The following is a 24,757-nucleotide window of genomic DNA, read 5'->3' as shown; positions in this document are numbered from 1 at the left end:
CTTGGTTTCAGGGCCAAGGCACATTACGGACATCTTATCTTGCTTGACGGTCACCTCGACTATCGCAGTGCCAATTATATTTATCCAATACGCTGTGCGTATAGTTTCGATAGCTCCGCTGTGATCAGCGGCGTTCAGTTCCACGCGTATCTGGCCGCCATCTGCGCGATCTTCCTGATCTCAACCGGCGCCGTGGAGCCAGAGACCGTCGCGATCACGACCTCTCGCTCGAGGACAAACCCATCGATCGGACGCGTAACCAGACCTTGGGCTGTAGCCGACCGCTCCGGAAGGATGCATATGGCCTCGCCGTCTGCGACGACCCGTTGCACCCAATCGTCACGATCGGACCGGAAGCGCGGCCGCATCAGCACCTCCCGTCGTGCGAAATGGTCTAGGATCTGCTCGCGAAACTCACACTTCAGACGATCAACGAACGGGAACTCCAACAAGTCCTCGCCTCGCACGATATCGCTCGCCGCGAGCGGGTGTTTCGCGGAACAGCCGAGTACGAAGCGCTCACGGAACAGAGGTCGCACATCAAGCTTGCGGTCCGGCCGCGTCTCGCGCGGCAGGATGCATGCGTGATACTTGCCCGACAGCACCTCCGATGTGTCTTCACTCGCCCCGAGCGAATGCATCTTGATCTCGATCGATGGCACTTCTGCCAACGCGCTTTCGAAGAAGGCCGTGAAAAGCTTCGGCCCGACGGTCGGGGCGACGGCTACGTCCAGCACCCGGTGCCTCCCCATGGCCCAGTTTTCAGAATGATGCCGAACACTTTTCATCGCGACTAACATGCGCCGAAACTCAGCCTCCACGTCCTGGCCAAGGCCGGTGAGACGGCTGTTCTTCCCATCGCGATAAATGAGCGGACCGCCGAGCTCTTCCTCCAAGCGGCGGATCGCGCGTGTCAGGCTTGGCTGGGACACACCGCTCAACCGCGCCGCTGCTGTAAAATTCAGCGTCTCGGCCAAGTTGATGAAATAGCTGACCTGATTGAGTTCCATAGCCCTTCGGCCTGCACGCCGTGAATGATGCCGCTTCCAAGACCGGTCTTTTCGACCGCCACCAGAAGTATGCGCGACGCATATAATCACGCTTTAGGGGCTTGTCTATATGCGCCACGCATATAAAAAGAATGTCTTGGACGGCTAGTCCGGGCCTGATGGCGCTTCCGCCAGGGCCCAAGGGTTCCGGTGCACCCACTAAGTCGCCGTGGGAGGCTCGACGCTTATGACAGGAAGACCGTTCACGTTTCCCGGTGGTGGAGGCTCTGATCTAACCGGGTATTTGGAGGCGCCCGAAGGTACGCCTCGCGGCTGGGCTATTTTCGCCCATTGCTTCACTTGCGGGAAAGACAGCCGCGCCGCCGTGTACATCGCACGCGCCCTCTCGCGGGCTGGCATCGGCGTCTTGCGGTTCGACTTCGCCGGCACAGGGATCGAGAGTTCTGCGGATGAAGCGATAAGCTTCGCTTCCGACGTCGATGATCTTAAGGCCGCCGCGGAGGCCATGGCTGTCGCCGGTAAGGCCCCCTCCCTCCTTGTCGGACACAGCCTGGGCGGCACGGCTGCGATCGTAGCCGCCGCCGACTTGCCGGATATCGCAGCGGTAGTGACGATCGGCGCCCCGGCTGATCTTCAGCATATATTGCGCGTCTTTCAACCTGCCGACCTAGACGCGATAGCGAGCGAGGGCGAGGCATCGGTGGATATTGCTGGCAGGCCCTTCCTGATCCGCCGCAGTTTCCTTGAAACGGTCGACGAAGTGGACATCGAGAGGTCTATCGCTGCCCTTCGACGTCCGGTGCTTGTGATGCATTCACCGGTGGATCAAGTCGTGGGTATCGAGCACGCCTCGCGCATCTTCGTCGCGTCGCGCCATCCCAAGAGCTTTGTTTCGCTCGACACGGCCGATCACCTTCTCACCGATGTCGAAGATGCGAATTACGCCTCAGCTATGGTCGCAGCGTGGGCAAGCCGCTTCCTGCCGCCGCTCGCGGCGGACCTTCCACAAGTCGAGTTAGCGAATGGAGTCGTGGCGTCGGAAACGTTGGCGGGGAAGTTCCAACTCACGGTCCGTAGTGGCGAGCACACGCTGTTCGCCGATGAACCAGAATCGGTCGGAGGTCTCGGCAGCGGCCTGTCTCCTTACGAACTGGTGTCGGCCGGACTGGCAGCCTGCACGGTGATGACAATGCGTCTTTACGCGAACCGCAAAGGCTTCCCGCTGGAGCGAGCGACGACGACCGTGCGACACGAGAAAGTGGCGGACATGATGCCTCCCGACCGCTTCACGCGCACCGTCTCTCTCGATGGGCCGCTCAGCGATGAACAGCGGGCGCGCATTCTGGAAATCGCGGATCGGTGTCCGGTCGACCTGACACTCGTCCGAGGCTCGGATGTGCAGACCGAACTTTCGAGCGATGCGCAGCCTGCAGGTGCGGCGCCGGCGAACTGATGTGGTGCACAGAGCGGAGGTTGATCGGATGCAGAGTCTGCCCACTACCGACCAGACGCCGACGCGAACCGAGCGAGCGATACTTGCGGGTGGGTGTTTCTGGGGCCTCGAAGATTTACTTCGCCGCGCGAAGGGCGTCGTGACGACGCGTGTCGGCTACATCGGCGGCGAAATGCCGGACCCGACTTACACGAGACACCATGGTCATGCGGAAGCGGTGGAGGTCACGTTTGATCCTTCGATACTGACATATCGTGCTCTCCTGGAACTCTTCTTCCAAATCCACGATCCGACGACATACGAGCAACAAGGTAACGACGTCGGGCCAAGCTATCGGTCCGCGATTTTCTACACGTCTGAGAAGCAGATGGACGTTGCTCTGGAGACAATCGCCGAGATCGAAGCGTCGGGGCGCTGGCCGGGACCTGTCGTGTCCGAGATCAACCCGGAAGAGCCGTTCTGGGAGGCCGAGCCAGAGCATCAGAAGTACCTCCAGCGTCGACCCGGCGGCTATAGCTGCCACTTCGAGCGACCGGCTTGGCGATTGGACCGAGCGAAACGATGAGCGCGCTGGGACGATCGTCAACGATACGGACGCGAAGGCGCTCGCCCCGCGTCGCTAGGTCAGCTGGGTTCTTGCGATGATACCCGAATACGTAATCGCCGGCTTGTGGGGGCTTTTGTCAGGAAGCGGACTTCTGGTCGGGGCGGTACTTGCGGACGTGCTGTACGGGCGACTCACTCACCGCATGATCTCAGCGGTGATGGGCTTCGGTGGTGGTGTGTTGATTGCCGTGGTCGCTACCGAACTCATCGGTGATCGCGTGTCGGCTGGCATGGGACCCTTGGCGATCTTTGCGCTGCTCGCAGGGGCCGCAATCTTCAGCGGCACAAACTGGTTTCTCTCTGGCAGGGGCGCGAAGCATCGAAAGCGATGCGGTGAATGCACCGAGCAGGCCACTGAACAGGAGCGCCGCGGTAGCGGTGCTGCGATTGCGTTCGGCAGCGTTCTCGACGGCATTCCAGAGGCCCTCGTAATTGGGATGTCCGTGGCTGGCGGAGGCAGGATCAGCCTTGCAGTGGTGGCAGGCTTCTTTTTGGCTAATGTGCCACAGGGTCTGTCGAGCACTTCCGGAATGAAAGTCGCGGGCCGATCGCGAAGCTATATCTACGCGGTCTGGATCGGTATTCCGTTACTTGTTTGCATCGCCGCCGGCACGGGAAACCTTCTGCTCGGCTCGGCGTCCACTCAGGCCCCTGCCATTCTCTCGTTCGCAGCCGGCGCGGTCATAGCGATGCTGGCGGAAGCGATGATCCCTGAAGCTTTCGAGAAGGCGCCGCCGTTCATAGGCCTGATCACGGTCGTGGGGTTTCTGGCGGCGTATCTCATCGCTCAACACTGAAACCTGCGACTTCCAGAGCTCTAAGCCTCGCCGCCGTTCTCGCGGTCTACGCCGCGCTCGTGCAACTCGGCATCGATTGGGCAATTCGTGCAGCCCTCGTAACAGCACAAGCGGCAGATGCGGTAGGAATGCTCGAGGTTTTCCAGGCGATCGCGCAGCACGCGTTCAGCAATGCTGTAAAGAGCGTCCAACTCGGTAGGGGTGAGGATCGATAGTCCCTCAGCGATCACCTTGTCGCGCGAGGCCAAGACCGCATCGCTCGCGACCTTGCCAGCCTCTGTAAGATGGAGGGACCGCGTGCGCCCGTCAGTCGAATGCTCGCGCCGCTCGACCAATCCCTCCGTCGACAAACGGTCCACCAAGCGGACGGTCGCGGCATGAGAAAGTCCCACCCCAACTGACAGCATGCGGATCGATAGCCCTGGCTTATGGGCAATCAACGCAAGCGCCGAGGCGGCGGGTCCAGCTTCTGGCGCCCGCGATGAACTAGCGCGAACGATGTCGTCGCTGATCATGAGTGCGAACGCCCCAAAGATATTTCGATCTCGAGGTCCATCCATTGCCCCATCTATATGTGCGCGAAGCATAGACAGCAAGCCATACCCCTCCAATGCCAAGGGATCGAGGTGACCCGAAAGCAGCGTCTTTACAACGGCTTAGGACGTGCTGCGGATTGCGCGGAAGATTGAAATCCGGGATCTGGGTCGTCCGGTCGCATAAAATGGCGATACCTGGCGGCTATGGATCGGTGTGGGCTGTCGCGATTTTGGCTCCCAAAACGGCCGAATCACATCACCCCTGCGCCAGGGGCCATCCCTCGTCGGCACCTATTGGCGCGGTTCGGCGGTATGCTCTCTGCGCCGCACCTCGACCGTCTCGCCGCGTCCGATCACGACAGTGTCAATCTCGCTGAGAAACAAGCCGTGCTCCATGACGCCGGGGATGGCATCGATCGCTCGGGCGATCTCAATTGGCCTAAGGCCCTCGCCGAAGGCTGCATCCAAGATGTGATTGCTCTGGTCTGTGAGGAATGGTTCTCCCTCGACCGAGCGAAGCCCCACACGGGCTCCAAGGTTGGCAAGATGCGTTCGAACGAACTCGCTCGCGAAGGGCACGACTTCGACCGCCAGAGGAAACTCGCCGAGCCGTCGAACGACTTTGCTTGCGTCTACGATCACGATCATCCGGCTAGAAGCGGCAGCCACGACCTTCTCTCGGAGCAAGGCGCCGCCACCGCCTTTGATCGCCTGAAAGTGGCAATCGATCTCGTCGGCGCCGTCGATCGTGAGGTCTACCGAACCGAACTGCTCAAAAGGAACGAGCGGCACCGCGAGACGACGAGCGAACATTTCGGTCGCTCGGGAGGTGGCGACAGCGGTGATGCGAAGGCCCTGCCGAATGCGGTCGCTCAGGCTTTGAATGGCATACGCTGTTGTGCTTCCGGTCCCAAGTCCAACGAACATGCCGTCTTCGATCTCGTCGACCGCTCTAGCTGCAGCCAGCCTCTTCTCTGCTTCTCGGTTAGACATCTAACGCCACTTCATCTCGCCGGCATGCGTGCCATCACCAGGTCGATTATGAAACCGGGCGGCGCAAACCTAATCCTCCATGCCGACATTGCCTCGTTGACCTGCAGCCAACAGACGGATAGGTCTATGCGTGGCGCATACATAATGTGGATGGTCTGATCGGCAAGCTTTCGCTGCTGGAGACGACCACCGTATGCCAGGCGGCACTGAGCGAAGTGCGTATGCCGGAGCCAGTTCGGCGAACCAGGGGACACAGGCATGACGGTCAAGGTCGCAATCAACGGTTTCGGTCGGATCGGACGACTGGCCTTACGGTCGATCGTCGAACTACGGCGTGACGACATCGAGGTGGTTGCGATCAACGACCTCGGGCCGGTTGCTACGTTGGCGCACCTCCTGAAGTACGATTCAGTTCACGGCCCCTTTCAAGGATCGATAGCCACCGGCGAAGACTGGATCGACATCGGGTCCGGTAAAATCAAAGTGTCTTCGGAGCGCGATCCATCAAAGCTTCCGCATAACGAGCTTGGAGTCGACGTGGCGCTCGAATGCACGGGTTTGTTCACCTCCAAGGAGAAGGCTGAATCGCACATCCGTGCGGGAGCAAAGCGCGTGCTCGTCTCCGCGCCCAGCGAGGGCGCAGACAAGACGATCGTCTTCAAGGTCAATCACGAAACGCTGACAACCGATGATGTCGTCGTATCGAATGGCTCATGCACCACGAATGTCCTCGCGCCCGTCGCGAAGATCCTGAACGATCTATGTGGCATTGAGCGGGGCTACATGACCACGGTTCACGCCTATACCGGTGACCAACCGACGCTGGATACGGTGCATAAGGATCTCTACCGCGCACGGGCAGCCGCGCTGTCGATGATCCCAACCTCGACCGGAGCCGCGAACGCAATCGGACGCGTGCTGCCAGAACTGAAAGGCAAGCTCCATGGCTCGTCAATCCGCGTGCCAACGCCGAACGTATCGGTCGTCGATCTCGCTGTTTCCGCATCCCGGGAGGTCACGATCGACGAAGTGAACGACGCCATTCGTCAGGCTGCGAGTGGTCCTATGAGTGGGGTGCTCGCTTACACGACAGAGCCATTGGTGTCTGTGGATCTGACCCACCGGACCGAATCCTCGATCGTCGCGCTACCCCAGACCGATGTCGTCGATGGCCGGATGGTTCGCGTGCTTGCTTGGTACGACAACGAGTGGAGCTTTGCGACACGCATGGCGGATGTCGCCGTGGTGATGGCGAAGCTCATCTAGCGGATCGGTTGCGGGAAAAGTCGGATCTTGGCGACAAGATGCGTTCGCGAAACGGAGGCATTGAACATGAATGGGCCACTAGCACGTGCAGCGAGAGCGCTCATTCAGTGGCCGCGATCACATGTCGCCAAGATCGCAGGCTTGGAGGAAGAGGCGCTAGCTCAATTCGAAGCCGGCGCCAGCGTGTTTGCAGCCTCGGATCTGACGCGGCTGCGGGACGCGCTCGAACGCGGCGGCGCGGTCTTCATCGGCGAGGACAATAGCGGAGGGCTCGGCGTGAGGCTTAAATTCAACGCCAAGGATGTGCGTGCGATCAATCGGATGGAGGGCGAAGGTGGGCCGGTAGGCACCGACGACGTCTAAGCCTTCCAGCGAACGCTTGTACTCCGGCAAGAGGCTCGACACCGGCCCACAGATATTGTATGCGCGACGCATATATTGCGTGAGTCGCGGCGATGGATGACCCCTCGGATCGCTTGATCAACATCTTTGGCGCGCTGTCTCAAGCGGTGTCTGACCGCGTGCGCTTGGCGATCGCTGAAGCATTCAATGCGGGGGGCGAGACGGCCGCGGCGTTGATCGCGATCGGTCACGCGCCAGGAATGTCGATCGGCCAGGTACGGCAAACTCTCCGGCTTTCGCATGCAGGTGCAGTTCGCGTCGTCGAGAGGCTAGGCGAGCAAGGCCTGGTGGCGAAATCGTTATCGCCCTCTGACCGCCGGGTAGTTCATGTCTCGCTGACCTCGCGTGGTCAGGTGGAGCGGACCAAGCTGCTAGGTCTGCGGAACGCGGCGGTGTCCGAGCTGCTGAGCAAAGTGTCGGCTGACGATCGCGTCGTGCTGGAGCGGGCCGCGGACAACATCCTGTCGTCGCTGTTCTCGGACCTCCACGGCGGCTTGGCAATCTGTCGTCTGTGCGATCAGGCCCGGTGTGCCGATTGCCCAGTCGGCCACCATCGTCCGTGACGCCCTGACGATCATCCCCTTTTGAGGAGTTCGATATGAGTATTTTCGATCGGTATGAATTGCTTGTGCCCGAGCGCAGTCGGAAGGAACTGGCGCTGTTGAGATGGGCGCTCGTGATCGTTTTCTCTTGGTTCGGCGCGATGAAATTCACGGCTTACGAGGCCGATGGCATCGCCCCTTTCATCGGCCATAGTCCGATCATGAGTTGGCTGGGTATGTTCGGGGTACAGGGCCAAAGTTACTTTGTCGGCGTCATCGAGCTGTCGACCGCAGTCGTGCTGGCCTTAGGGGCTTTCCGCCCATCCTTCTCAGCGCTTGGCGCGCTTATGTCGGCGGCGACCTACTTCATCACCCTGACCTTCTTTTTTACGACGCCTGGGGTCGGGGAGCCGACTGCCGGAGGCTTTCCTGCGATATCCGCCGCTCCTGGCCAGTTTCTGCTGAAGGACGCAGTTTTGCTGGCGGCATCACTTGTGCTGCTGCTTGCGTCGGTCCAACCCAAAAATGAGCGCCTTGGGCCGATGACCATCGATCGGTCGTGAACATAGGCACGATGGTCTTGGACACGCTCCGTGGAGAGTGGGCGCTTCGTCGCAACGTCGATCCGACGGGCGAACAACTGATTGGCGACGCGGATTTCGCTTCGACAGGTGAATCCGCGCTCACCTATCGAGAAAGCGGGATACTTCGGCTTCGGGATGGCCGCGAACTCTCAGCGTCTCGGCAATATCGGTACTGCGCGGTCGGCCACCGAGTAGACGTTCAGTTCGCAGACGGACCGAACACCGGGAAGCTGTTTCTCAACCTTGCATTCTCGCGCAAGAATTGGGGGTACGAGGCAACAGACACCCACTTCTGCGGTGACGACGCCTATCACGCTTTTTACCGAATTCTCGACGCAGGATCTTTCGAGACAGTTATAGGGGTCATTGGTCCACGAAAGGCGTACGACCTGCGGAGCCGGTACTCAAAGGTGTCACCAACGACGCCGGACCGTCTACTTTTTCCCCTGGCCTGACGCGCCGTTCCTGGCCAGTCTGTCACGCGCTTCGAATCCGAAAACGATCGTGGTCGTCATCACAAGGTAGGCGACTATGCCGCCCGGAGAAAGCGTAGGCATTGCGGCAAGGATTAAAGCGTCGTTGCCACCGGGTATCAGGCCGATGCCTATTCCCATCAACGCGCCGCCGGCGATCGACCGCAGGATGCCGGCGGCCGTCGGCCGCTGGAGACGCAAGCGACCCTGGCGCACGGATGCCGTGATGGCTCCCGCAACTGAGGCAATGACCGCAACCAGTGCGTAAGCGCCGACGGAAGGTGGCGTTGACGCGGCCTGTCAGGCTTTGCGGCGTGTCCGCGGCGCCCATTTTTTCGCGAGCGCTTCCAGCCTTGCCTCGATCAGTGGGATATCGGGCTGGGCGTTGGGATCATGGTCGTCGCCGAGGGTATCGAGCGCTTCTTCATGATATTCATGCTGGGGGTCGCCGAACGCTTCGAGTTTTTCGGCGTAACCCCATGGGCCGCCACAGTCCTCTGGCGGCCGCATGCCTACTGCATTGAGAATGAGCGGATATGTCAGGTGCGGGCTGGCCGCGCTGACGCGCTCGATCTTGACGCTATGCTCCCAGGCGTCGCCAAAGTCGTAGAGATATCGGAAGGTCTTTCGCCTGGTGTCCGCCAGAACCTGAGCGAGAGTGGCCTTACGGGCATCGAGCGGTCCGTCGAAGCCATATTCAGGATCAGGGATGCCGAAGCCGGTTTGCCCGAAGCTCATTTCCCACAGGTGAGAGTCCGTCCAGGAGAAGGCAGTCTGGAAGACGGTGTGCAGACGATCGAGCCGGATATTGAGCGGCACCTCCAGCGTTCGGCTGACGATGGGCGGGACATCGTCCAGCGTAATCTTCATCCGCACGACAGTGCCGTTGCTCACGCAGCCTTCTCCAGATCGTTGGTCAGCCTTGATGCCTGCCAGTTCCACGGCAAGAAGTCATCGATCCGATTGATCGGGTGATCACCGATGCGCTCGATGACGTCAGTGAACCATGCCTCGGGCTCGACGCCGTTGAGCCGGCATGTGCCCGCCAGGGCGTAGAAGAGCGCCGCCGCTTCTCCCCCCTTCATGGAGCCGACGAACATCCAGTTCCGGCGCCCGAGCGCGACACCGCGCAGGGCGTTCTCCACCAGATTGTTGCTGATCTCGAGCCGACCGTCATCGCAGTAACGGATCATGGCCTGCCAGCGGTTGAGCGGATAGCGACAGGCACGCGCCAGATTGCTGTCGGAAGACAGGCCACGGTTCTGGGTTTCAAGCCAGACGCGCAAAGCCTCGAGCTTCGGCACCGCCTTGATCTGGCGGATGCGTCTTCGCTCATCAGGTGGCGCACCCTTGATATCGCGCTCGATGGCGAAGAGTTCGGCGATCCGCACGACCGCCTCCGCCGCGATCGGTGACGGGCTCTTATCCAGGATGTCGGTAAACTTCCGGCGCGCGTGGCTCCAGCATCCCACTTCGACGATATCCCTGAGCGCCTTGGTCTTGGGGTCACGGTAAAGTGCGTTGTACCCGGCAAAGCCGTCTGCCTGTAGATACCCCCGATAGTCGGCGAGATGTTCTGCCGGATGCGCTCCGCCACGATCGGCGCTGAAGCGGAAGACCACGGCAGGCGGGCTCATGTCGCCGCTGGAGCGGTCATCACGCAGATATACCCAGAAGTGCCCGGTCCGGCTGCCGTCGCCATTGCCCAGCAAGGTGACCGGCGTGTCGTCACCATGAATCTTGGCGGCTTCCCGGATATAGGCGAACAGCCGCTCGCCCAGCGGCGCCAGCAGCCATGCCAGTTTCCGTGCCCAGCGGCTCATCACGTCCCGATCGATGTGGAGTCCCACGCGGCGAAAGATCACTGACTGCCGGTGCCAGGGCTGATGATCGACAAAGCGGCTCACGACGAGGTGGGCCAGCAAGGCGCTGCTCGCCATCACCTTGGGCAGCGGCAGATCGACAGCGGGCGCCTGGCGGATCTGTTCGCAGGACCGGCACACCAGTCTTGGCCGCACGTGACGGATGACCCGGAAGCGCGCAGGGACATAGTCGAGGACCTCAGTGACAGCCTCGTCGATCTGTACTGACGGCCCGTTACAACCGGTACTGCACGGGCGGGGCTGATGATCGACTGTATGACGCGGGAAGTGCGAAGGAAGCGGAACACGGCCGCCGGATTTGCGGGCCGATTTCACCACAAGCGGCGCCGCCACCTCATCGTTGGCGGGTTCTGGTGCATCGACCTCCTCGAACATCAGCCGCAGCTGGGCGATATCCATTTTCTCGGAGCTGCGGCCGAACTGGACGCGCAGCAGCCGCGCGACGCGATGCTCGAGCTTTTCGATCCGCAAGGTCTGGGCTTTGACGGTGGCTTGCGCCGCCGTCAGTTCGGCCCGTTCCTGCTCCATGACATCGGCCATCTCCAGCAGCATTTTCTGCAGGAGAACCGGGTCTGTGGGAAGGCGATCAAGGGCGAACCGCATGCCGCCGATAATAGCCGAAGCCCACGGTAAATCCTACATAAAATGGCGGTTTTCCTGATCTTTGTGGCTATGCGAGCCTCGGCGTGATCACCTCGTCGTGGACGATCGCCTGCTTCCAGTTCAGCCCTTCGACGAGCATCGCAAGCTGGGCTGCCGACAGGCGTAGCGCGCCCTCATGAGCACGAGGCCACACGAACTTTCCGCGCTCGAGACGCTTCGCATACACGCATAGCCCGGACCCGTCCCAGACCAAGGCCTTCAACCTGTCGCCCCTTTTCCCGCGGAACAAGAAAACCGCCCCCGAGAAGGGATCAAGCTGAAGAATATTGCGCACCTGCGCCGACAGCCCATCAAACCCCTTGCGCATGTCGCACGGCGCCAGCGACAGATAGATTTTCGTCGAAGGCGGGAACGCCAGGCTCATTGATCCAGCTCCCGCAGGACATCGAGCACCTGTTTCAGGGCGGCCCGATCGACCTCGCCATCAACCAACACCGTCAGGCCGCACCGCCCTCGAACCTCAATCCGCCCTGGCTCCCGAGCTTTGGCCGACGGCGAAGACGATGCCAATTCGACAGGCACGAAGCCCGCCATCGCTCCGCGAAGCAGCTGCTTGCGCCAGGTATAAAGCTGGCCTGTTCCAACGCTGTGCCGCCGAGCCACGGCCGATACGATCGCCCCCGGCGCCGTCGTCTCCTTCAGGATCGCCAGCTTCTCCTCGTCGCTCCAGTTCCGACGCCGCTTCACCCGTACAAGCGCTCCGCCATCACCGCGACCGCTCATACGAGGCTCGTTTGACTGCTCGATGTCCATGCTCACGCCTCCTCAAAGGCCGCGAGCTTTCCTATTCCGGTGCCGGCAACAAGGCCGCCTTCCGTCGGCGCTTACACCAGTGCGACCTCGCCTGTTGGCGACATTCGAAGAGGAAGGCCGCGTTGGATAAGGTCAGCGAATGTCCATGCTGGCGAAAGCGCGTAGAGAAGCCCACCAGTGATACCGAGGCCGATCATTGAAGCGCCAAATGCCCAGCTCTGCCTTCTTCGCGGTGGGGTCTTCCGCGATACGAAGATCACCGCCAGCGCGAGCACGACGGCTAAGGCAAGAAGCGTCGCGGCCCCAGGGACACTCGGCCTAGCGATGGAACTTGGCCATGTCGCGACGGCGCCAAACCGGCCGAAATCAGCGGCCAAGATGCCGATTGCCAGTCCGGCAGGAAGGGCAAGCAACCGCATCTCTCCATCCCCTAACCGTGCCAGTGAACCTAGCAGGCAGGTGTCATTTATGAGCGCGCCGAGGCCGAAGGCGATGGCGCCGATGATGAGGAGGCCGTTGACGCTCGTCGAGAGTGGGAGGGTCGCGTTCAGCGTCCCCGCCCAGGCGAGCGGTATCGCAATAAGGCCAGCAGCCGCAGACGCCGCAACAAATCCGACGAACATTCTTGGTCGGCGCCGTTGCTGCAACTCATGAGCCGCTACGACCAAGCACGTGCCGCCTCGGTTCGCAGAATACCCGAACCAGAAGGCCAGTATGCATATGAGAAAGTCGAACGCGATCGATGCCAAAGATATCAAGCCTGCCTCGGTTTCTCGTCAGCCCTTGTGCGAAGGGCGCCGGCGCAGCTGGCGGGCGGGCTGAGATGCATTTTCAGCCGGTGTCTGTCCCCGGTAGCCAACCACGGGCCACATAGTCTCGACACCAGATTTCTCGTAACCGTTTGCGATAAGGAGCCGCTCGGACAATCGGCCTAGTTTGTTCAGGTCAGCCGGCGACAGCGGCGAGACACACGCTGCAATCACTTGTTCGCGCGCTCTGAGCAGAGCGCCGGTCATTTTCACACCTGCATTGGTCAAGTGGATAAAGCGCGCCCTCTTGTCCGCCGTGTGTCGCCGCCTTTCCACCAGGTGATCGGATTCGAGCCTATCGATCAATCGGACTGTTCCCGCATGCGAAAGCCGGATCCGGCTCGCAAGGACACTGATAGGTAATCCCGGCTCGAAGCTAAGGAAAACCATCAATGCAGCCGCGGGGCCGCTCGGCGAAAGCGAGGCTGATGCGCTCGCGATGCTGTCAGCTACCGCGAGCGCAAGTGCACCAAAATGATATTTGGCGGCCTCGGGCTCCATCCGGGAAGAATATATGCGCCACGCATAGACATCAAGCGCTCGAATATGTATGACCGGCGCATACATCTATCACGGATTCGGAGATGGTCATGCTCACTGATGGGCTCGGCTTGGATTCCCCATCTGAGATCGAAACGCGGGGCCTCCAGCAAAGGCTTTGGAGCATCGCGCGCTGCTCGTGTGAACGGAAGCCGGGAACCGGGAATGCGCGTCATGCCTGATCTGACGCTCGATCTTCGATACCTTAAGTATGCTATCCATGTCGCCGAAGCGGGTAGTTTCCGCAGGGCGGCGGATCGCCTTTCAATATCGCAATCAACGGTCAGCCGCCGCGTTCAGATGCTCGAACGGCAGCTTGGCGTTTCCCTGTTCAAGCGCACGCGATCGGGCGCTGGATTGACGCCGGAAGGAGAGCGATTTCTGCAGCAAGCTGCGGTCGGGGCGAGGTATCTTCGCGAGGCCGCCACTGAGATGCGATCGGTCCGTAAACTTACGACTGGACTAGTCAGGTTCGGGATGCTCGAGGCGTTTCCGGCATGTCCCATAATCGACCTCTTGGCGACCTTTAGACAGCGACACCCGACGATCGAGGTGAAGCTCGAAGAAGGCACGTCAGAGCAGAACACCCTCGGCGTGGAGCGCGGGCTGCTAGACGCGGCGATCAGCCTGGCCGCAACGAAGGGCCCTCCGTTTCAGATTCGACGGTTGTGCGAACCCGACCTCTTCGTTGCCCTATCACCCATACACCAACTCGCGTCGCGACCGCGGCTCGCCTGGGAGGACATTTGCAACGAAGTCTTTCTTGTCCGCTCCGATGGTGCCGGGCGCGAACTCGCAGCTATTCTCCGGCGGATGCTGGGCGCTGCCGAAGAGGCGATCCAACTGTCTATCCAGCAGGTCAGCAGGGAAACACTTCTGACCATGGTCGAGCAAGGCTTCGGGCTGACGATAACGAGCGTCGTGGATCGGCCTGATATTGCATTGGTTCCGCTCACACCCGCGCGGGCGCCGACGGCGTCTATGATTTCGTCGAGCGATAACGACAATCCGGCTCTGCCGCTGCTGCTGAAGTGCTTCAATGTCCTGCCAGCCTTCACGCGGAGCAGCGCCAGCTAATCGGAGGCGTTCTGGGTCTTCGTACGCCTAGCCTTCGAGAACCCTCGATCGGTTGCGATGAACCGCTGCAACATCGGTACGATCAACCGCGCGGGCTCGACAGCAGGCATACCTTGTTCGCGCCCTAACAAATCCGCGTAGTCGGAAAGGTCTTGGTGGAGAGCCGCCGGCAGCTCCACCTGAACCTTGATCGGCTTCTCGTCGGCGATGGGACCTAGCTTGAGCTTCGACATCATCAGCCCCCATAAGGTTCGAGAACGAGATCACGGGTCACGACGACACGGACAGGAAATCCCGGCCGGATCGTCAATGTTGGAGCCACGTTGAGCTGCCGTCTGACGATCTGCTGACCGGCATCGTTGATCGTGTCTTGACCGCCATTCCGGATCGCCTGGATGAGACGGTCGTCATTGTCGGCGGCGAGCTCGGCGCCGACTCCGAGAAGAGTCGAGAGACCGGCGGCCTTGGCAAGATCCCACCAGTGGTAATCGACGCCATCCTGCAGGCCGGCATAGCCTTCGACGTCTGCGCCGGGCTGGCGCTCGAGCACTATCGAACGGCCATTTGGGAAGATCAGTCGATTCCAGACTAGCAGGACGCGGCTTTGACCGAATTGCACATTGTTATCGTACTGGCCGATAATGCGCGTGCCTTGTGGCACGAGCAGAATGCGCCCTGTCGGGCTGTCGTAGATGTTTTCGGTCACCTGAGCGGTGATCTGGCCCGGGAGGTCGGATCGGATGCCGGTTATAAGAGCTGCCGCGATAACTGCGCCGGCCTGAAGTACATTTGGCGACGCTGGAGCAACGACGCGATCGGGCGACACCGTCCGTCGATCGGTCGCTGCGTTCAGGAAAGCGTTCTGACGCTCCTGCGCGGAGGGTGTGGCCGGCGGAGGCGCGAGGCCGAGGCTCGCCAAATCCGGAGCGTGCGGGAGTGCTGGGGCAGCTCCCGCTGCAGCGGGAGCGCCCCGGCTGTCCGATCCGGAGAAGAGGCGGCTGGTCCGCGCGGTCTCGATCTCCTGAAGGCGGCGCTGCTCTTCCGCGCTGATACCGGGGTTGGGCGTGGCGATAACGGGAGCGGGCACCGGCTGTCCGCGATCCTGGGTGCTGAGGATCGGTCGGCCGAGGTCACCGGGAAGGGGCGGACCGAGTTGGGGCACGCCACTGTAATCTCGCGGCAGGCCGGCCAAGCCGTCAGCCGTCGAGCGATTCTCGGTCGAATAGAGTTCGTCGTTGGGCCGACCGGCGTCGCGCGTCTGGAGCGCGTAGAGCAGTGCACCACCAAGGCCGACGCTGGCGACAAGACCAAGGCCGGCGAGGACCTTGCGCGATAGTCGAGTGACGCGGGGCGGTTCGGCGCGCAGACGCATCGGCGCTGGCAAGACCGGCTCGCCGGTCAGGGGCTGTGCATCATCGTCTGGCACTTCCTCATTTGGGGGCGAGTTCGCGCTCACGAGGTGGGCCTCCCGTCGGTTCGGACGATCCTGACGCGCTTCTGCTCGCGACCGGAACCGAACCGCAGTTCCGCCGCCGCGAAGAGTCGATCGACGATCATGTGGTGGCCGCGAACGCGGTAGTTCACCAGTTCTGAGGTGTTGCCCTCGGGCCCGACGACGAAGAGCGGCGGCATCTCGCCCTGACCAATGCCTCGCGGAAACTCGATGAAGACCTGGCGACCGTCGTCGAAGGCGCGCAGTGGGCGCCAAGGAGCGCGGTCACCCTCGATGGCATAGCGGAAATTGACGTTCGCGAGATCGACACCGCTCGCAACCGGTTGAGCGGCCTGCGCGTCGGAATTCTGCCGGCGCAGCGCGATGAGTTGATCCTGCGGATACTGCCAGGACACTGAAGCCATGTAGGTTCGCTCTGTCGACCGCAACTCCATGTGATAGGTGCGCATGTTGGTGTTGATGACCAGGTTCGTCATCAGGTCGGCCCGTGTGGGCTTCACGAGGATGTGGATCTGGCGCGTCGCGCCCGATCCGCTCTCGGTGTCGCCGATGATCCAGCGCACCGTGTCCCCGGCCGCAACAGGGCCTGCGCCGACGAGCTGTTCGCCGGGCTGAAGCGCGATGTCGGTGATCTGACCGACAGCGGTATATACCTGATAGAGCGCGCCTTGCGTCCAGGGATAGACCTGCATGGAGTTGATGAAGCCGTCGCGCACCGGCTGGACGCGGGCCGCCTCATTAGCCTGGTTGACGCGCGCCGTTGGGTTGGCGGGCTCGGGCGCGCGTCGCGTCTCCGGCACACGCTGCAACTGGCCGGGTAGCGGCAGCGGCCGCGGCAGTTCGACCACGGTGACGGGCGCTGGCGGATCGACGGTCTGCACGGCGGGAGCCGCGTTGTCGTAGGAGATCTCGGGCGGTGGGTTCGTGGTGGCGCAGCCCGCGAGCGCAGTTGTCGCCAGCAGGACCATCGGGATTGCGGCTCTGCGGAGAGCCGGGATTACAAGTGCGTGTGAAGCCGGGTTTCCGGCTTTACGGAAAGACGGCTTCATTGCCCAAGCTCCCGTGACCAATTGATGGCGTTGACATAGATGCCGAGCGGGTTTGCCCTCAGCCGATCGGCGTTGCGGGGGACCTGCACGACGATCGTCAGGATCGCGGTCCAGCGCGTGGTCTCGGCGAGCTGGCCGTTCTCATAGCGGCGCTCGACCCAGGCGACGCGGAAGCTGTCGGGCGAGGCGCGGATGACGCTTGAGACATCGACAGCAACCTGCTGTCGGCCGACCCGCGTGAACGGGTCGTTCGAGCGAGCATAGTCGTTGAGCGCCATGGCGCCGCGATCAGTGGTGAAGTCGTACGCCCGTAGCCAGTTCTGGCGCACGATGATCGCGTCCGCCGGGATGCTGCGAACCTGTTCGATGAAGCGCGCGAGATGAAAGGCGATTTGTGGATCGGTGGGCCGGAAGTCGGCCTCGGCGGGTGCGACCGCCTGGGACTGACCCAGTCGATCGACCTGCACGACCCACGGCACGACGGTCCCGCGAGCTGATTGCACGACGAGGGCGGTGGCGAACCCCGCCGTAAGGATCAGCGAGCCGAAAGCCATCAGCCGCCAGTTTTTCGCCTGGATCCTGGAGGCCCCGATCCGATCGTCCCAGACTTGGGCAGCACGTTGATACGGCGTCTCCGGCTCGGGTGCCTTGCCGTAGTGAGTGGATGGTCGTTTGAACATTAGCGGTCGCCTTGAGTCAGATTTACCGAGGAACCGCCGCCATGGGCGTCGCCAGAGCGGACGGCATGAGCCGTGGCCTGGGCGGCGTGAGTCATTTGCTGGGACCGGCGCATTCTCTGCGCCCAAGCCGGCGGCCCGCCAGCGCTCGCAGGCGCCGCGCCATCGCTGGCGGCATCACCCCCTATCGAGCCCATGGTGGACGTTCCGCCTGTCGCTTCGAACGCCGCTTTGCCGCCTGCGTTGAAGCTTGACCTCATTGTGTCGGCAGCGCGCGATGCGGCACGGCGCAGAGGTGAGACAGCCGCGCTGCCGCCTGCACGCGCAACGCCTCCGAGGCCGGAGGCCACCCCGGCCGCGCCGGACTGTCCGGCTGCGCCAAGGCTGTAGGCTGTGGACGCTCCACCCGCGATGGCGGCGCCACCACGAGCTGCGGCTGCCGCACCGCCTGCCAAGGCCGCGCCGCCGGAGGCTGCTGCACCGACGGCGCCGGCGCCAAGAGCGACCACGCCGCCCGCTGCGAGGCCGGTTCCTATCGCCGCGCCTGCACTGAGCTGCGGGCCGCCAGAAACGAGCCCGGTGGCGATTCCGGGACCAAAAATGCCGAGGCCGAGAAGTGACAACGCGGCCAGCACGATCGCCATGGCTTCGTCGATCGACGGATTCTGCCCGCCAAAACCGGAAGTGAACTCTGAGAAGAGCGTTGACCCGATGCCGATGATGACAGCGAGGACCAGAACCTTGATGCCGGAGGAGATGACGTTGCCGAGCACGCGCTCGGCCATAAACGCGGATTTGCCGAACAGGCCGAACGGGATCAGGACGAAGCCGGCGAGCGTCGTCAGCTTGAATTCAATGAGGGTGACGAACAGCTGGATGGCGAGAATGAAGAAGGCGAGCAGGACCAGCGCCCAGGCAAGAAACATGCAGGCAATCTGGATGAAGTTCTCGAAGAACGACCAGTAGCCCATCAGGCTGGAGATGGAGTCGAGCAATGGTCGACCGGCGTCTAGGCCGGTCTGCGCGACTCTTCCCGGGCGCATGAGGTCCGCAGTTGAAAATCCGGTGCCACTCGCCTTCAGCCCGAGACCGGCGAAGCTCTCGAAGACGATACGTGCGAGGTTGTTCCAGTTGCCGATGATGTAGGCGAAGACGCCGACGAAGAGCGTTTTCTTCACCAGCCGCGCCATGATGTCGTCGTCGGCGCCCCAGCTCCAGAACAGTGCCGCGAGCGTCACGTCGATGACGATCAGGGTCGTGGCGATGAAGGCGACCTCTCCGCTAAGCAGGCCGAACCCGCTGTCGATGTAGCGAGTGAAGACCTCGAGGAAGTGGTCGATGACGCCGGTGTTGCCCATGATGCTATCGCGCTTCGTTGATCTGTGGCGTGCTCGGCGCGGTCGGCGCGTGATCTTGCGCGTCTGTCCCTCGTGGTTGAGGGCTGAAGACGTCACCGATGGGTGATGCTACGTCCGGCAAGCGCTCGACGGGACGAGAACCGGGCGCGAGAAAGCGGTGTCGGTTCTCGGCCCAGGCCCGGCGGCAGGCGGGGTCTCGCGGACCTTCTTCACCGAGTGCCTGGCAGCGGATGAGCGCGTCGCGCAGGGGATCCGCAGTTTCTTGAGGCGTTCGTCCGGACGACCAAGCCTCAGGCACTTCCTCTTTCCGGGACATCTCGATCGCGGTCGCGGTGACCGCAACCGCGACGAAAATCACGGCGCCCATCCGAGCGACCAATTTGCCGTCCACGGTCGGTCCCCTCAATTGCCGTTCGGGAACATGCGCGCATTGCCCGGCTGGTAGCCGCTGCCGGGCGTGAGAAAGCGACGGCGCTGCTCACGACCCTGTTCCGCCGCTGCGGCGCGCTCGGCTTCGGATAGGCTCTGAGCGCGCCCGTTAGCGGCGACGACGGCGGTGAGGTCGGCGAGCTGTTGGGCCTGCAGTGCGAGCAGTTGATTGCCGGCCTGCGTCGCCTGCAACGCCCCCGTCGCGCCCTGGCTTTGGCCGATAAGCGCTGACATCTCCGTACGGTTGGTGTCGATGTTGCCGACAACACCCGCCTGGACCCGCATAGCGTCCTGCAGACCACCGACAGTGTTCTGCCAGCGCTCCCGCGCCTGTGTGACGAGCGCCTGATCCGAGGCGGACATCGAGGCATTGCCATAGGTGGTCTGGAATGCTCGGTCGATCTGTTGGACGTTAAGGGCTATCCCCTGCGCCTCGCTCAGAAGCTGTTGCGTCCGCTGAACCGACTGTTGAAGCTGCTGAAGCGAAGAGTGCGGGAGGCTGGCAAGATTGCGCGCCTGATTGATCAGCATCTGAGCTTCGTTCTGAAGCTGAGTGATCTGCTGATTCACCTGCTGGAGGGTCCGCGCCGCAGTGAGGACGTTCTGGGCATAGTTCGTTGGGTCGTAGACGATCCACTGAGCGGCAGCCGGGGTGCTGAGGACCGGTGAAAGTGCGAGCGGGACCGCGAGGAGTGCGGCCGTCACGCGCAGTGCGCGACTGTGGGTTTGAATCAGACGTGTCATGGACGTGCCTCCGGGTCTTGTTGATTGACGTTGGTGAGGTCGGTGATCAGGTCGGCAGCCCAGTCGAGTCGGTTGGCCGCCAGCCACTCGGCGAGGAACCCCTCGGTGCCGCTTCGGGCGTGGACATCGGCGATCATCGCTTGATGCTGTTTGGATGAGGCTGCGCACAGCGCCAGCGCCACATCCGACAGGCCCAGCTCGAACAGGCGATTGCCCCGTCGCGACTGGCAGTAATAGTCTCGCTTGGGCGTTGCCCGCGCGAGGATTTCGATCTGCCGGTCGTTGAGACCGAAGCGGCGGTAAATCGCGGTGATCTGCGGCTCGACCGCGCGCTCGTTCGGCAGGAGGATGCGCGTTTGGCAGCTCTCGATAATCGCCGGCGCTATCGCAGAGCCGTCGATGTCGGAGAGCGACTGGGTGGCGAAGATGACGCTGGCGTTTTTCTTGCGCAGCGTCTTCAGCCATTCGCGGAGTTGTCCGGCGAAGCCGTCGTCGTCGAGGGCGAGCCAACCTTCATCCACGATCAGGAGTGTCGGCCGGCCGTCGAGGCGGTCCTCGATGCGATGGAAGAGATAGGCGAGCACCGCTGCCGCTGCACCGGTGCCGATCAGACCTTCGGTCTCGAAAGCCTGGACATGCGCCTCGCCGAGATGCTCGGCCTCAGCGTCCAACAGCCGGCCATAGGGGCCGCCGACGCAGTAGGGTCGCAGCGCCTGTTTCAGGTCATTGGACTGGAGAAGTACCGACAGCCCGGTCAACGTGCGCTCGGCGACCGGCGCTGACGCCAACGACGAAAGCGCCGACCACAGATGCTCCTTGACCTCGGGCGTGACCGGCACGCTCTCTCGGGAGAGGATCGCGATCAGCCAGTCGGAGGCCCAGGCGCGCTCGGCGACGTCGTCGATGCGGGCGAGCGGCTGGAGCGACACACTCTCCTCGGAACCCTCGGTCAAACCGCCGCCGAGATCATGCCAGTCGCCCTGCATGGCGAGCGCCGCGGCGCGGATCGATCCGCCGAAGTCGAAGGCGAAGACCTGAGATTGTGCATAGCGGCGGAACTGGAGCGCCATGAGTGCGAGAAGCACCGATTTACCGGCGCCGGTCGGCCCGACGATCAGCGTATGACCGACATCGCCGACGTGGATGGAAAGCCGGAACGGGGTCGAGCCCTCCGTTCTGCCGTAAAGCAGTGGGGGTGCATCGAAGTGCTCGTCCCGTTCCGGTCCCGCCCACACCGCTGACAGCGGGATCATGTGAGCGAGATTCAATGTGCTGATGGGCGGCTGGCGGATGTTGGCGTAGACATGCCCGGGGAGTGAGCCCAGCCAGGCGTCGACAGCATTGATGGTCTCAGTCATCGCCGTGAAGTCGCGGCCCTGAATGACCTTTTCCACAAGCCGGAGCTTCTCGGCCGCGACGCGGGGATCATCGTCCCAGACGGTGATGGTCGCGGTCACGTAGGCTTGGCCGGCATAGTCGGCGCCCAGTTCCTGCAGCGCCATATCAGCGTCAGCGGCCTTGTTGGCTGCGTCAGTGTCAACGAGCGCCGATGCCTCGTTGGTCATCACCTCTTTGAGAATGGCGGCGATCGACTTGCGCTTTGCGAACCACTGCCGCCTGATCTTCGTCAGCAGCTTGGTCGCGTCGGTCTTGTCGAGCAGGATCGCTCGGGTCGACCAGCGATAGGGAAAGGCGAGCCGGTTCAGCTCGTCGAGGATGCCGGGCGTCGTCGCGGTCGGGAAGCCGACGATAGTGAGGATGCGTACGTGCGCATCTCCAAGCCGGGGCTCCAGCCCGCCGGTAAGCGGCTGATCGGCGAGCAAAGCGTCGAGGTACATCGGCGTTTCGGGCACGCGGACGCGATGGCGCTTCGTCGAGATCGTCGAATGCAGGTAGGTGAGCGTTTCGGCGTCATCGAGCCATACGCACTCCGGCATGAAGGCGTCTATCAGGTTGAGGATACGGTCGGTGCGATCGACAAAACTTCGGAGCACTTCGCGCGCATCGACGCCGGCATGGTCCCGACCCTCGTAGAGCCAGGTCTCGGCACGGGCGGCATCCTCGGCCGGCGGTAGATAAAGGAATGTGAGGAAGTAGCTGGACTCGAAATGGGCGCCGGCTTCTTCAAAGTCTGCCTTGCGCTCGGCATCGACAAGCGCCGAAGCGCTGTCGGCAAATGTGCTTGCCGGATATGACACCGCGCCATGGCGCTGCGCTTCGACGAATATGGCCCAGCCGGAACCGAGGCGACGGAAGGCGTTGTTCAGCCGGCCAGCGACGGCGACGAGCTCGGCTGGCACTGCGCTGTCGAGGTCAGGACCGCGAAAGCGGGCCGAACGCTGCAGACTGCCGTCTTTGTTGAGGACGACGCCTTCGCCGGCGAGCGCCGCCCAGGGTAGGAAGTCGGCAAGCCGGGTATTCCGATTGCGGTATTCGGATAGGTTCATCACTGCCCGGCTCCTCAAGTCGCCAAGTGGCCGGGGATGCGCAGATGTTTGCGCACGACGTCGACAAATTGCGCATCACGTTTGGCCGCCCAGACGGCGGCGAAGTGGCCGACTGCCCATAGCGCCAGCCCGACCAGCCAAAGGCGAAGGCCCAAGCCAAGCGCGGCGGCCAGGGTGCCATTGAGGATCGCGAGCGAGCGCGGCGCACCGCCGAGCAGGATGTGCTCGGTCAGCGCACGATGAACCGGCACGGAAAAGCCCGGCACGTCCGCGCTATGATCCGCTCCAACGGCCATCAGACAAGCGCCCCGCCGCCGAACGAGAAGAACGACAGGAAGAAGCTCGACGCGGCGAAGGCGATCGACAGGCCGAACACGATCTGGATCAGGCGGCGCGCTCCGCCCGACGTGTCGCCGAAGGCGAGAGTCAGGCCGGTGATGATGATGATCATCACCGCGATGATCTTTGCGACCGGGCCCTCGATCGATTCGAGGATCGACTGCAGAGGAGCTTCCCATGGCATCGACGAACCGGACGCATGAGCGGCAGGTGCGAGGGCTATGGAAATGAAAGTGACGGAAGCCGCCGTGGCGATGTGACGGCGGATGCGCAGGGCATGCTTGATCATTACCTGTCTCCTGAGATGGACGGAATTGTTGGAGTGACGCAGTAGTCACCGTCGGGGCCCATGCCTTCGACGCGGGCAAGCTCGGTCAGGCGGCGCGAGGAGCCGCGGCCGGAGAGCACCGCAACCAGATCAATGGTCTCGGCGATCAGCGCGCGCGGAACCGTGACGACGGCTTCCTGGATGAGTTGCTCCATCCGGCGAAGAGCGCCGATAGCGGTGCCGGCGTGGATCGTGCCGACGCCGCCGGGATGGCCGGTGCCCCAGGCCTTCAGCAGATCGAGCGCCTCTGCACCGCGCACTTCGCCGATCGGGATGCGGTCGGGACGAAGACGCAGCGAGGAACGGACAAGATCGGAGAGAGAAGCGACGCCGTCCTTCGTGCGCATTGCGACCAGGTTTGGCGCGGCGCATTGCAGTTCACGGGTGTCCTCGATCAACACGACGCGATCGGATGTCTTCGATACCTCCGCTAACAGGGCGTTCGTGAGCGTGGTCTTACCGGTGGAGGTGCCGCCGGCGACGAGGATGTTCCGCCTATGAAGAACGGCCTGACGCAGCGTTTCGGCTTGGTCGGACAGCATGATGCCAGCCGCGACATAGTCATCGAGCGTGAACACGGCGACGGCTGGCTTCCGGATCGCGAAAGCCGGCGCTGACACCACCGGCGGCAGAAGGCCCTCAAACCGCTCCCCTGTTTCAGGCAGTTCGGCGGAGACGCGGGGCGCCCCGGCATGAACCTCGGCCCCGACGTGATGTGCGACAAGTCGAACGATGCGTTCGCCGTCGGCTGGAGATAGGCGTTCACCGGTGTCGGAGAGACCTTCCGACAACCGGTCGACCCAGAGCCGCCCGTCGGGGTTGAGCATCACCTCGACGATCGCGGGGTCTTCCAGAAACGTGGCGATCGCCGGGCCGAGCGCAGTGCGCAGCATCCGAGCACCGCGAAGGATCGCCTCCGATTTCTGGTGAGCTGCCGTCACGTCGTCCCCGTTCTTTTGCGGGACCGCCGCGGGCGCCCCTGGATCGGGGATGAGTAGAAGAGGCAGAAATCATGGCGTGACAACAACCATCATGTGGCCGTCGTACTGTGGCGTACAAAGACAGGGAAACGGCGGAACGGTCGAATACTTGTGATACGTCAAACAGTGATTATTCCGCGTCGCGCGCGGGGATGTCTTCCGCGATTTCCTGCCTGAGCTTCGGACCTTGCGCGAGTCGTCTGCCGAGCGCGGTCACGAAGGCTTCGTAGCGCTCCGACGCTTTGGCGCGAGCCGCGACCTGCGCCGGCTCCGGCAACGGCGGGTTGGAGGTCAGCCAGAAGCGGATGAACACGGCGAGCGTCTCGACCGATATTCCCAGATCGCGCTCCATGCGCGCCATGCGTCGGTCGAGCTGGTCAAGCCGCTTCGTCGTCGCGGCCTCCTGACGCTCGGCAGCGTCCGGCGAGAGGAATGAAGCGATACCGGCCTCGGCTACCAGTGACAGGGACAGATCGCGCCGGGCAGCATGGGCTGCGAGCGCCTTCATGACGTCCGGGTCGAGATAGACCGACAGCCGCTGCTTCTTCAAAGGTTTGGTCACCCCC

At 62.6% G+C, this 24,757-nt stretch carries 31 protein-coding genes; 9 read left to right on the top strand and 22 right to left on the bottom strand.

Annotated elements, in window-relative coordinates:
• Positions 1-134 precede the first annotated feature (134 nt).
• On the bottom strand, positions 135-1,010 hold the full coding sequence (locus ATE62_RS01560) for a LysR family transcriptional regulator (protein ID WP_024588018.1): 876 nt from the start codon (positions 1,008-1,010) through the stop codon (positions 135-137).
• A 226-nt stretch (positions 1,011-1,236) separates the two neighbouring features.
• On the opposite strand from ATE62_RS01560, the gene ATE62_RS01555 reads away from it, so the two are divergent.
• The 3 genes from ATE62_RS01555 to ATE62_RS01545 all read left to right on the top strand — a co-directional run bounded on the left by ATE62_RS01555 (position 1,237) and on the right by ATE62_RS01545 (position 3,866).
• Positions 1,237-2,463 carry a bifunctional alpha/beta hydrolase/OsmC family protein gene (locus tag ATE62_RS01555; RefSeq protein ID WP_058454266.1) on the top strand — a complete coding sequence of 409 codons (1,227 nt, stop codon included), beginning with the start codon at positions 1,237-1,239 and terminating at the stop codon, positions 2,461-2,463.
• On the top strand, positions 2,429-3,028 hold the full coding sequence (gene msrA, locus ATE62_RS01550; RefSeq protein ID WP_024350807.1) for a peptide-methionine (S)-S-oxide reductase MsrA: 600 nt from the start codon (positions 2,429-2,431) through the stop codon (positions 3,026-3,028). Before ATE62_RS01555 ends, msrA begins: the two co-directional genes overlap by 35 nt.
• A 184-nt stretch (positions 3,029-3,212) precedes the next feature.
• Positions 3,213-3,866, top strand: coding sequence for a ZIP family metal transporter (locus tag ATE62_RS01545; RefSeq protein WP_231736032.1), 654 nt, complete (start codon positions 3,213-3,215; stop codon positions 3,864-3,866).
• Positions 3,867-3,886: 20 nt separating this feature from the next.
• On the opposite strand, the gene ATE62_RS01540 is transcribed toward ATE62_RS01545, so the two are convergent.
• Together ATE62_RS01540 and rpiA are read right to left on the bottom strand one after the other, a co-directional pair.
• Entirely contained in the window at positions 3,887-4,381 is a 495-nt protein-coding gene (locus ATE62_RS01540; RefSeq protein WP_230450755.1) for a MarR family winged helix-turn-helix transcriptional regulator, read from the bottom strand.
• Positions 4,382-4,693: 312 nt separating this feature from the next.
• A complete protein-coding gene (gene rpiA, locus ATE62_RS01535; protein WP_058454264.1) occupies positions 4,694-5,395 on the bottom strand; it encodes a ribose-5-phosphate isomerase RpiA in 702 nt (233 codons plus the stop codon).
• Between the two features lie 258 nt (positions 5,396-5,653).
• Here rpiA and gap point away from each other — a divergent pair, with 258 nt between their 5' ends.
• From gap to ATE62_RS24065, 5 genes are all read left to right on the top strand, one after another.
• On the top strand, positions 5,654-6,661 hold the full coding sequence (gap, locus tag ATE62_RS01525; protein ID WP_058454262.1) for a type I glyceraldehyde-3-phosphate dehydrogenase: 1,008 nt from the start codon (positions 5,654-5,656) through the stop codon (positions 6,659-6,661).
• 141 nt (positions 6,662-6,802) lie between these two features.
• Positions 6,803-7,024 carry an XRE family transcriptional regulator gene (locus ATE62_RS01520; protein ID WP_197430705.1) on the top strand — a complete coding sequence of 74 codons (222 nt, stop codon included), beginning with the start codon at positions 6,803-6,805 and terminating at the stop codon, positions 7,022-7,024.
• A gap of 92 nt (positions 7,025-7,116) precedes the next feature.
• Positions 7,117-7,626 carry a MarR family winged helix-turn-helix transcriptional regulator gene (locus ATE62_RS01515; RefSeq protein WP_058454261.1) on the top strand — a complete coding sequence of 170 codons (510 nt, stop codon included), beginning with the start codon at positions 7,117-7,119 and terminating at the stop codon, positions 7,624-7,626.
• Positions 7,627-7,661: 35 nt separating this feature from the next.
• Positions 7,662-8,168, top strand: a complete 507-nt coding sequence (locus ATE62_RS01510) for a YkgB family protein (RefSeq protein ID WP_058454260.1) — start codon at positions 7,662-7,664, stop codon at positions 8,166-8,168.
• Positions 8,169-8,179: 11 nt separating this feature from the next.
• Entirely contained in the window at positions 8,180-8,644 is a 465-nt protein-coding gene (locus tag ATE62_RS24065) for a DUF6314 family protein (RefSeq protein ID WP_082657592.1), read from the top strand.
• Here the strand turns inward: ATE62_RS24065 and ATE62_RS01505 are convergent.
• The 7 genes from ATE62_RS01505 to ATE62_RS22710 form a co-directional block, all read right to left on the bottom strand.
• A complete protein-coding gene (locus ATE62_RS01505) occupies positions 8,624-8,911 on the bottom strand; it encodes a YeeE/YedE thiosulfate transporter family protein (RefSeq protein ID WP_269433194.1) in 288 nt (95 codons plus the stop codon). The two genes, ATE62_RS24065 and ATE62_RS01505, sit on opposite strands and share 21 nt — an antisense overlap.
• Positions 8,912-8,962: 51 nt before the next feature.
• Positions 8,963-9,556, bottom strand: coding sequence for a plasmid pRiA4b ORF-3 family protein (locus tag ATE62_RS01500; protein ID WP_231729031.1), 594 nt, complete (start codon positions 9,554-9,556; stop codon positions 8,963-8,965).
• Positions 9,553-11,097, bottom strand: a complete 1,545-nt coding sequence (gene tnpC, locus ATE62_RS22715; protein WP_197412009.1) for an IS66 family transposase — start codon at positions 11,095-11,097, stop codon at positions 9,553-9,555. The genes ATE62_RS01500 and tnpC overlap by 4 nt, the downstream gene beginning before the upstream one ends.
• Before the next feature lie 118 nt (positions 11,098-11,215).
• Positions 11,216-11,572: an IS66 family insertion sequence element accessory protein TnpB gene (gene tnpB / locus ATE62_RS01490; RefSeq protein WP_058454258.1), complete on the bottom strand. Its 357-nt coding sequence runs from the start codon at positions 11,570-11,572 to the stop codon at positions 11,216-11,218.
• Positions 11,569-11,961 carry an IS66-like element accessory protein TnpA gene (tnpA, locus tag ATE62_RS01485; protein ID WP_082657577.1) on the bottom strand — a complete coding sequence of 131 codons (393 nt, stop codon included), beginning with the start codon at positions 11,959-11,961 and terminating at the stop codon, positions 11,569-11,571. The genes tnpB and tnpA overlap by 4 nt, the downstream gene beginning before the upstream one ends.
• Before the next feature lie 71 nt (positions 11,962-12,032).
• A complete protein-coding gene (locus tag ATE62_RS01480) occupies positions 12,033-12,710 on the bottom strand; it encodes a YeeE/YedE thiosulfate transporter family protein (RefSeq protein WP_082657593.1) in 678 nt (225 codons plus the stop codon).
• Between the two features lie 27 nt (positions 12,711-12,737).
• Positions 12,738-13,337, bottom strand: a complete 600-nt coding sequence (locus tag ATE62_RS22710; RefSeq protein WP_231729033.1) for a MarR family winged helix-turn-helix transcriptional regulator — start codon at positions 13,335-13,337, stop codon at positions 12,738-12,740.
• A gap of 147 nt (positions 13,338-13,484) precedes the next feature.
• Here ATE62_RS22710 and ATE62_RS01475 point away from each other — a divergent pair, with 147 nt between their 5' ends.
• A complete protein-coding gene (locus ATE62_RS01475) occupies positions 13,485-14,387 on the top strand; it encodes a LysR family transcriptional regulator (RefSeq protein WP_058454400.1) in 903 nt (300 codons plus the stop codon).
• Here the strand turns inward: ATE62_RS01475 and ATE62_RS01470 are convergent.
• From ATE62_RS01470 to ATE62_RS01415, 12 genes are all read right to left on the bottom strand, one after another.
• The gene (locus tag ATE62_RS01470; RefSeq protein ID WP_081651912.1) at positions 14,384-14,623 is read right to left on the bottom strand and encodes a DUF2274 domain-containing protein; all 240 of its coding nucleotides are present in this window, start codon (positions 14,621-14,623) and stop codon (positions 14,384-14,386) included. The two genes, ATE62_RS01475 and ATE62_RS01470, sit on opposite strands and share 4 nt — an antisense overlap.
• Positions 14,623-15,759, bottom strand: a complete 1,137-nt coding sequence (locus tag ATE62_RS22705; RefSeq protein ID WP_269433359.1) for a TrbI/VirB10 family protein — start codon at positions 15,757-15,759, stop codon at positions 14,623-14,625. Before ATE62_RS22705 ends, ATE62_RS01470 begins: the two co-directional genes overlap by 1 nt.
• Positions 15,760-15,839: 80 nt before the next feature.
• Positions 15,840-16,889: a P-type conjugative transfer protein TrbG gene (gene trbG, locus ATE62_RS01455; protein WP_058454256.1), complete on the bottom strand. Its 1,050-nt coding sequence runs from the start codon at positions 16,887-16,889 to the stop codon at positions 15,840-15,842.
• Positions 16,886-17,569, bottom strand: a complete 684-nt coding sequence (gene trbF / locus ATE62_RS01450) for a conjugal transfer protein TrbF (protein ID WP_024350821.1) — start codon at positions 17,567-17,569, stop codon at positions 16,886-16,888. The genes trbG and trbF overlap by 4 nt, the downstream gene beginning before the upstream one ends.
• Positions 17,569-18,924: a P-type conjugative transfer protein TrbL gene (trbL, locus tag ATE62_RS01445; protein ID WP_024350822.1), complete on the bottom strand. Its 1,356-nt coding sequence runs from the start codon at positions 18,922-18,924 to the stop codon at positions 17,569-17,571. Before trbL ends, trbF begins: the two co-directional genes overlap by 1 nt.
• A gap of 4 nt (positions 18,925-18,928) precedes the next feature.
• Positions 18,929-19,315, bottom strand: coding sequence for a putative entry exclusion protein TrbK-alt (gene trbK-alt / locus ATE62_RS22700; protein WP_070154328.1), 387 nt, complete (start codon positions 19,313-19,315; stop codon positions 18,929-18,931).
• Positions 19,316-19,326: 11 nt separating this feature from the next.
• On the bottom strand, positions 19,327-20,097 hold the full coding sequence (gene trbJ / locus ATE62_RS01440) for a P-type conjugative transfer protein TrbJ (protein WP_029660577.1): 771 nt from the start codon (positions 20,095-20,097) through the stop codon (positions 19,327-19,329).
• Complete coding sequence (gene trbE / locus ATE62_RS01435) at positions 20,094-22,547, bottom strand: conjugal transfer protein TrbE (RefSeq protein ID WP_058454255.1); 2,454 nt, start codon at positions 22,545-22,547, stop codon at positions 20,094-20,096. The genes trbJ and trbE overlap by 4 nt, the downstream gene beginning before the upstream one ends.
• Positions 22,548-22,558: 11 nt before the next feature.
• Positions 22,559-22,840: a VirB3 family type IV secretion system protein gene (locus tag ATE62_RS01430; protein WP_027297074.1), complete on the bottom strand. Its 282-nt coding sequence runs from the start codon at positions 22,838-22,840 to the stop codon at positions 22,559-22,561.
• Positions 22,840-23,169 (bottom strand): TrbC/VirB2 family protein, encoded by a 330-nt coding sequence (locus tag ATE62_RS01425; RefSeq protein WP_432215183.1) that lies wholly within the window; start codon positions 23,167-23,169, stop codon positions 22,840-22,842. Before ATE62_RS01425 ends, ATE62_RS01430 begins: the two co-directional genes overlap by 1 nt.
• A 2-nt stretch (positions 23,170-23,171) precedes the next feature.
• Entirely contained in the window at positions 23,172-24,152 is a 981-nt protein-coding gene (gene trbB, locus ATE62_RS01420) for a P-type conjugative transfer ATPase TrbB (protein ID WP_058454254.1), read from the bottom strand.
• A 169-nt stretch (positions 24,153-24,321) separates the two neighbouring features.
• Entirely contained in the window at positions 24,322-24,753 is a 432-nt protein-coding gene (locus ATE62_RS01415; protein ID WP_024350828.1) for a hypothetical protein, read from the bottom strand.
• Between the last annotated feature and the right edge of the window lie 4 nt (positions 24,754-24,757).

It is taken from the genome of Sphingopyxis sp. HIX, from assembly GCF_001468285.1.
Classification (GTDB): Bacteria; Pseudomonadota; Alphaproteobacteria; order Sphingomonadales; family Sphingomonadaceae; genus Sphingopyxis.
This window is presented reverse-complemented; position numbering and strand designations above follow the sequence as displayed.

Excerpts from the sequence above, each read along its gene's own strand:
- ATE62_RS01560 (WP_024588018.1), bottom strand. The coding sequence starts at position 1,010 with ATGGAACTCAATCAGGTCAGCTATTTCATCAACTTGGCCGAGACGCTG.
- ATE62_RS01555 (WP_058454266.1), top strand. The coding sequence starts at position 1,237 with ATGACAGGAAGACCGTTCACGTTTCCCGGTGGTGGAGGCTCTGATCTA.
- msrA (WP_024350807.1), top strand. The coding sequence starts at position 2,429 with ATGCGCAGCCTGCAGGTGCGGCGCCGGCGAACTGATGTGGTGCACAGA.
- ATE62_RS01545 (WP_231736032.1), top strand. The coding sequence starts at position 3,213 with ATGATCTCAGCGGTGATGGGCTTCGGTGGTGGTGTGTTGATTGCCGTG.
- ATE62_RS01540 (WP_230450755.1), bottom strand. The coding sequence starts at position 4,381 with ATGATCAGCGACGACATCGTTCGCGCTAGTTCATCGCGGGCGCCAGAA.
- rpiA (WP_058454264.1), bottom strand. The coding sequence starts at position 5,395 with ATGTCTAACCGAGAAGCAGAGAAGAGGCTGGCTGCAGCTAGAGCGGTC.
- gap (WP_058454262.1), top strand. The coding sequence starts at position 5,654 with ATGACGGTCAAGGTCGCAATCAACGGTTTCGGTCGGATCGGACGACTG.
- ATE62_RS01515 (WP_058454261.1), top strand. The coding sequence starts at position 7,117 with ATGGATGACCCCTCGGATCGCTTGATCAACATCTTTGGCGCGCTGTCT.
- ATE62_RS01510 (WP_058454260.1), top strand. The coding sequence starts at position 7,662 with ATGAGTATTTTCGATCGGTATGAATTGCTTGTGCCCGAGCGCAGTCGG.
- ATE62_RS24065 (WP_082657592.1), top strand. The coding sequence starts at position 8,180 with ATGGTCTTGGACACGCTCCGTGGAGAGTGGGCGCTTCGTCGCAACGTC.
- tnpC (WP_197412009.1), bottom strand. The coding sequence starts at position 11,097 with ATGCTGCTGGAGATGGCCGATGTCATGGAGCAGGAACGGGCCGAACTG.
- tnpB (WP_058454258.1), bottom strand. The coding sequence starts at position 11,572 with ATGAGCCTGGCGTTCCCGCCTTCGACGAAAATCTATCTGTCGCTGGCG.
- tnpA (WP_082657577.1), bottom strand. The coding sequence starts at position 11,961 with ATGGACATCGAGCAGTCAAACGAGCCTCGTATGAGCGGTCGCGGTGAT.
- ATE62_RS22710 (WP_231729033.1), bottom strand. The coding sequence starts at position 13,337 with ATGTATGCGCCGGTCATACATATTCGAGCGCTTGATGTCTATGCGTGG.
- ATE62_RS01475 (WP_058454400.1), top strand. The coding sequence starts at position 13,485 with ATGCCTGATCTGACGCTCGATCTTCGATACCTTAAGTATGCTATCCAT.
- ATE62_RS01470 (WP_081651912.1), bottom strand. The coding sequence starts at position 14,623 with ATGATGTCGAAGCTCAAGCTAGGTCCCATCGCCGACGAGAAGCCGATC.
- ATE62_RS22705 (WP_269433359.1), bottom strand. The coding sequence starts at position 15,759 with ATGCGTCTGCGCGCCGAACCGCCCCGCGTCACTCGACTATCGCGCAAG.
- trbG (WP_058454256.1), bottom strand. The coding sequence starts at position 16,889 with ATGAAGCCGTCTTTCCGTAAAGCCGGAAACCCGGCTTCACACGCACTT.
- trbF (WP_024350821.1), bottom strand. The coding sequence starts at position 17,569 with ATGTTCAAACGACCATCCACTCACTACGGCAAGGCACCCGAGCCGGAG.
- trbL (WP_024350822.1), bottom strand. The coding sequence starts at position 18,924 with ATGGGCAACACCGGCGTCATCGACCACTTCCTCGAGGTCTTCACTCGC.
- trbJ (WP_029660577.1), bottom strand. The coding sequence starts at position 20,097 with ATGACACGTCTGATTCAAACCCACAGTCGCGCACTGCGCGTGACGGCC.
- ATE62_RS01430 (WP_027297074.1), bottom strand. The coding sequence starts at position 22,840 with ATGGCCGTTGGAGCGGATCATAGCGCGGACGTGCCGGGCTTTTCCGTG.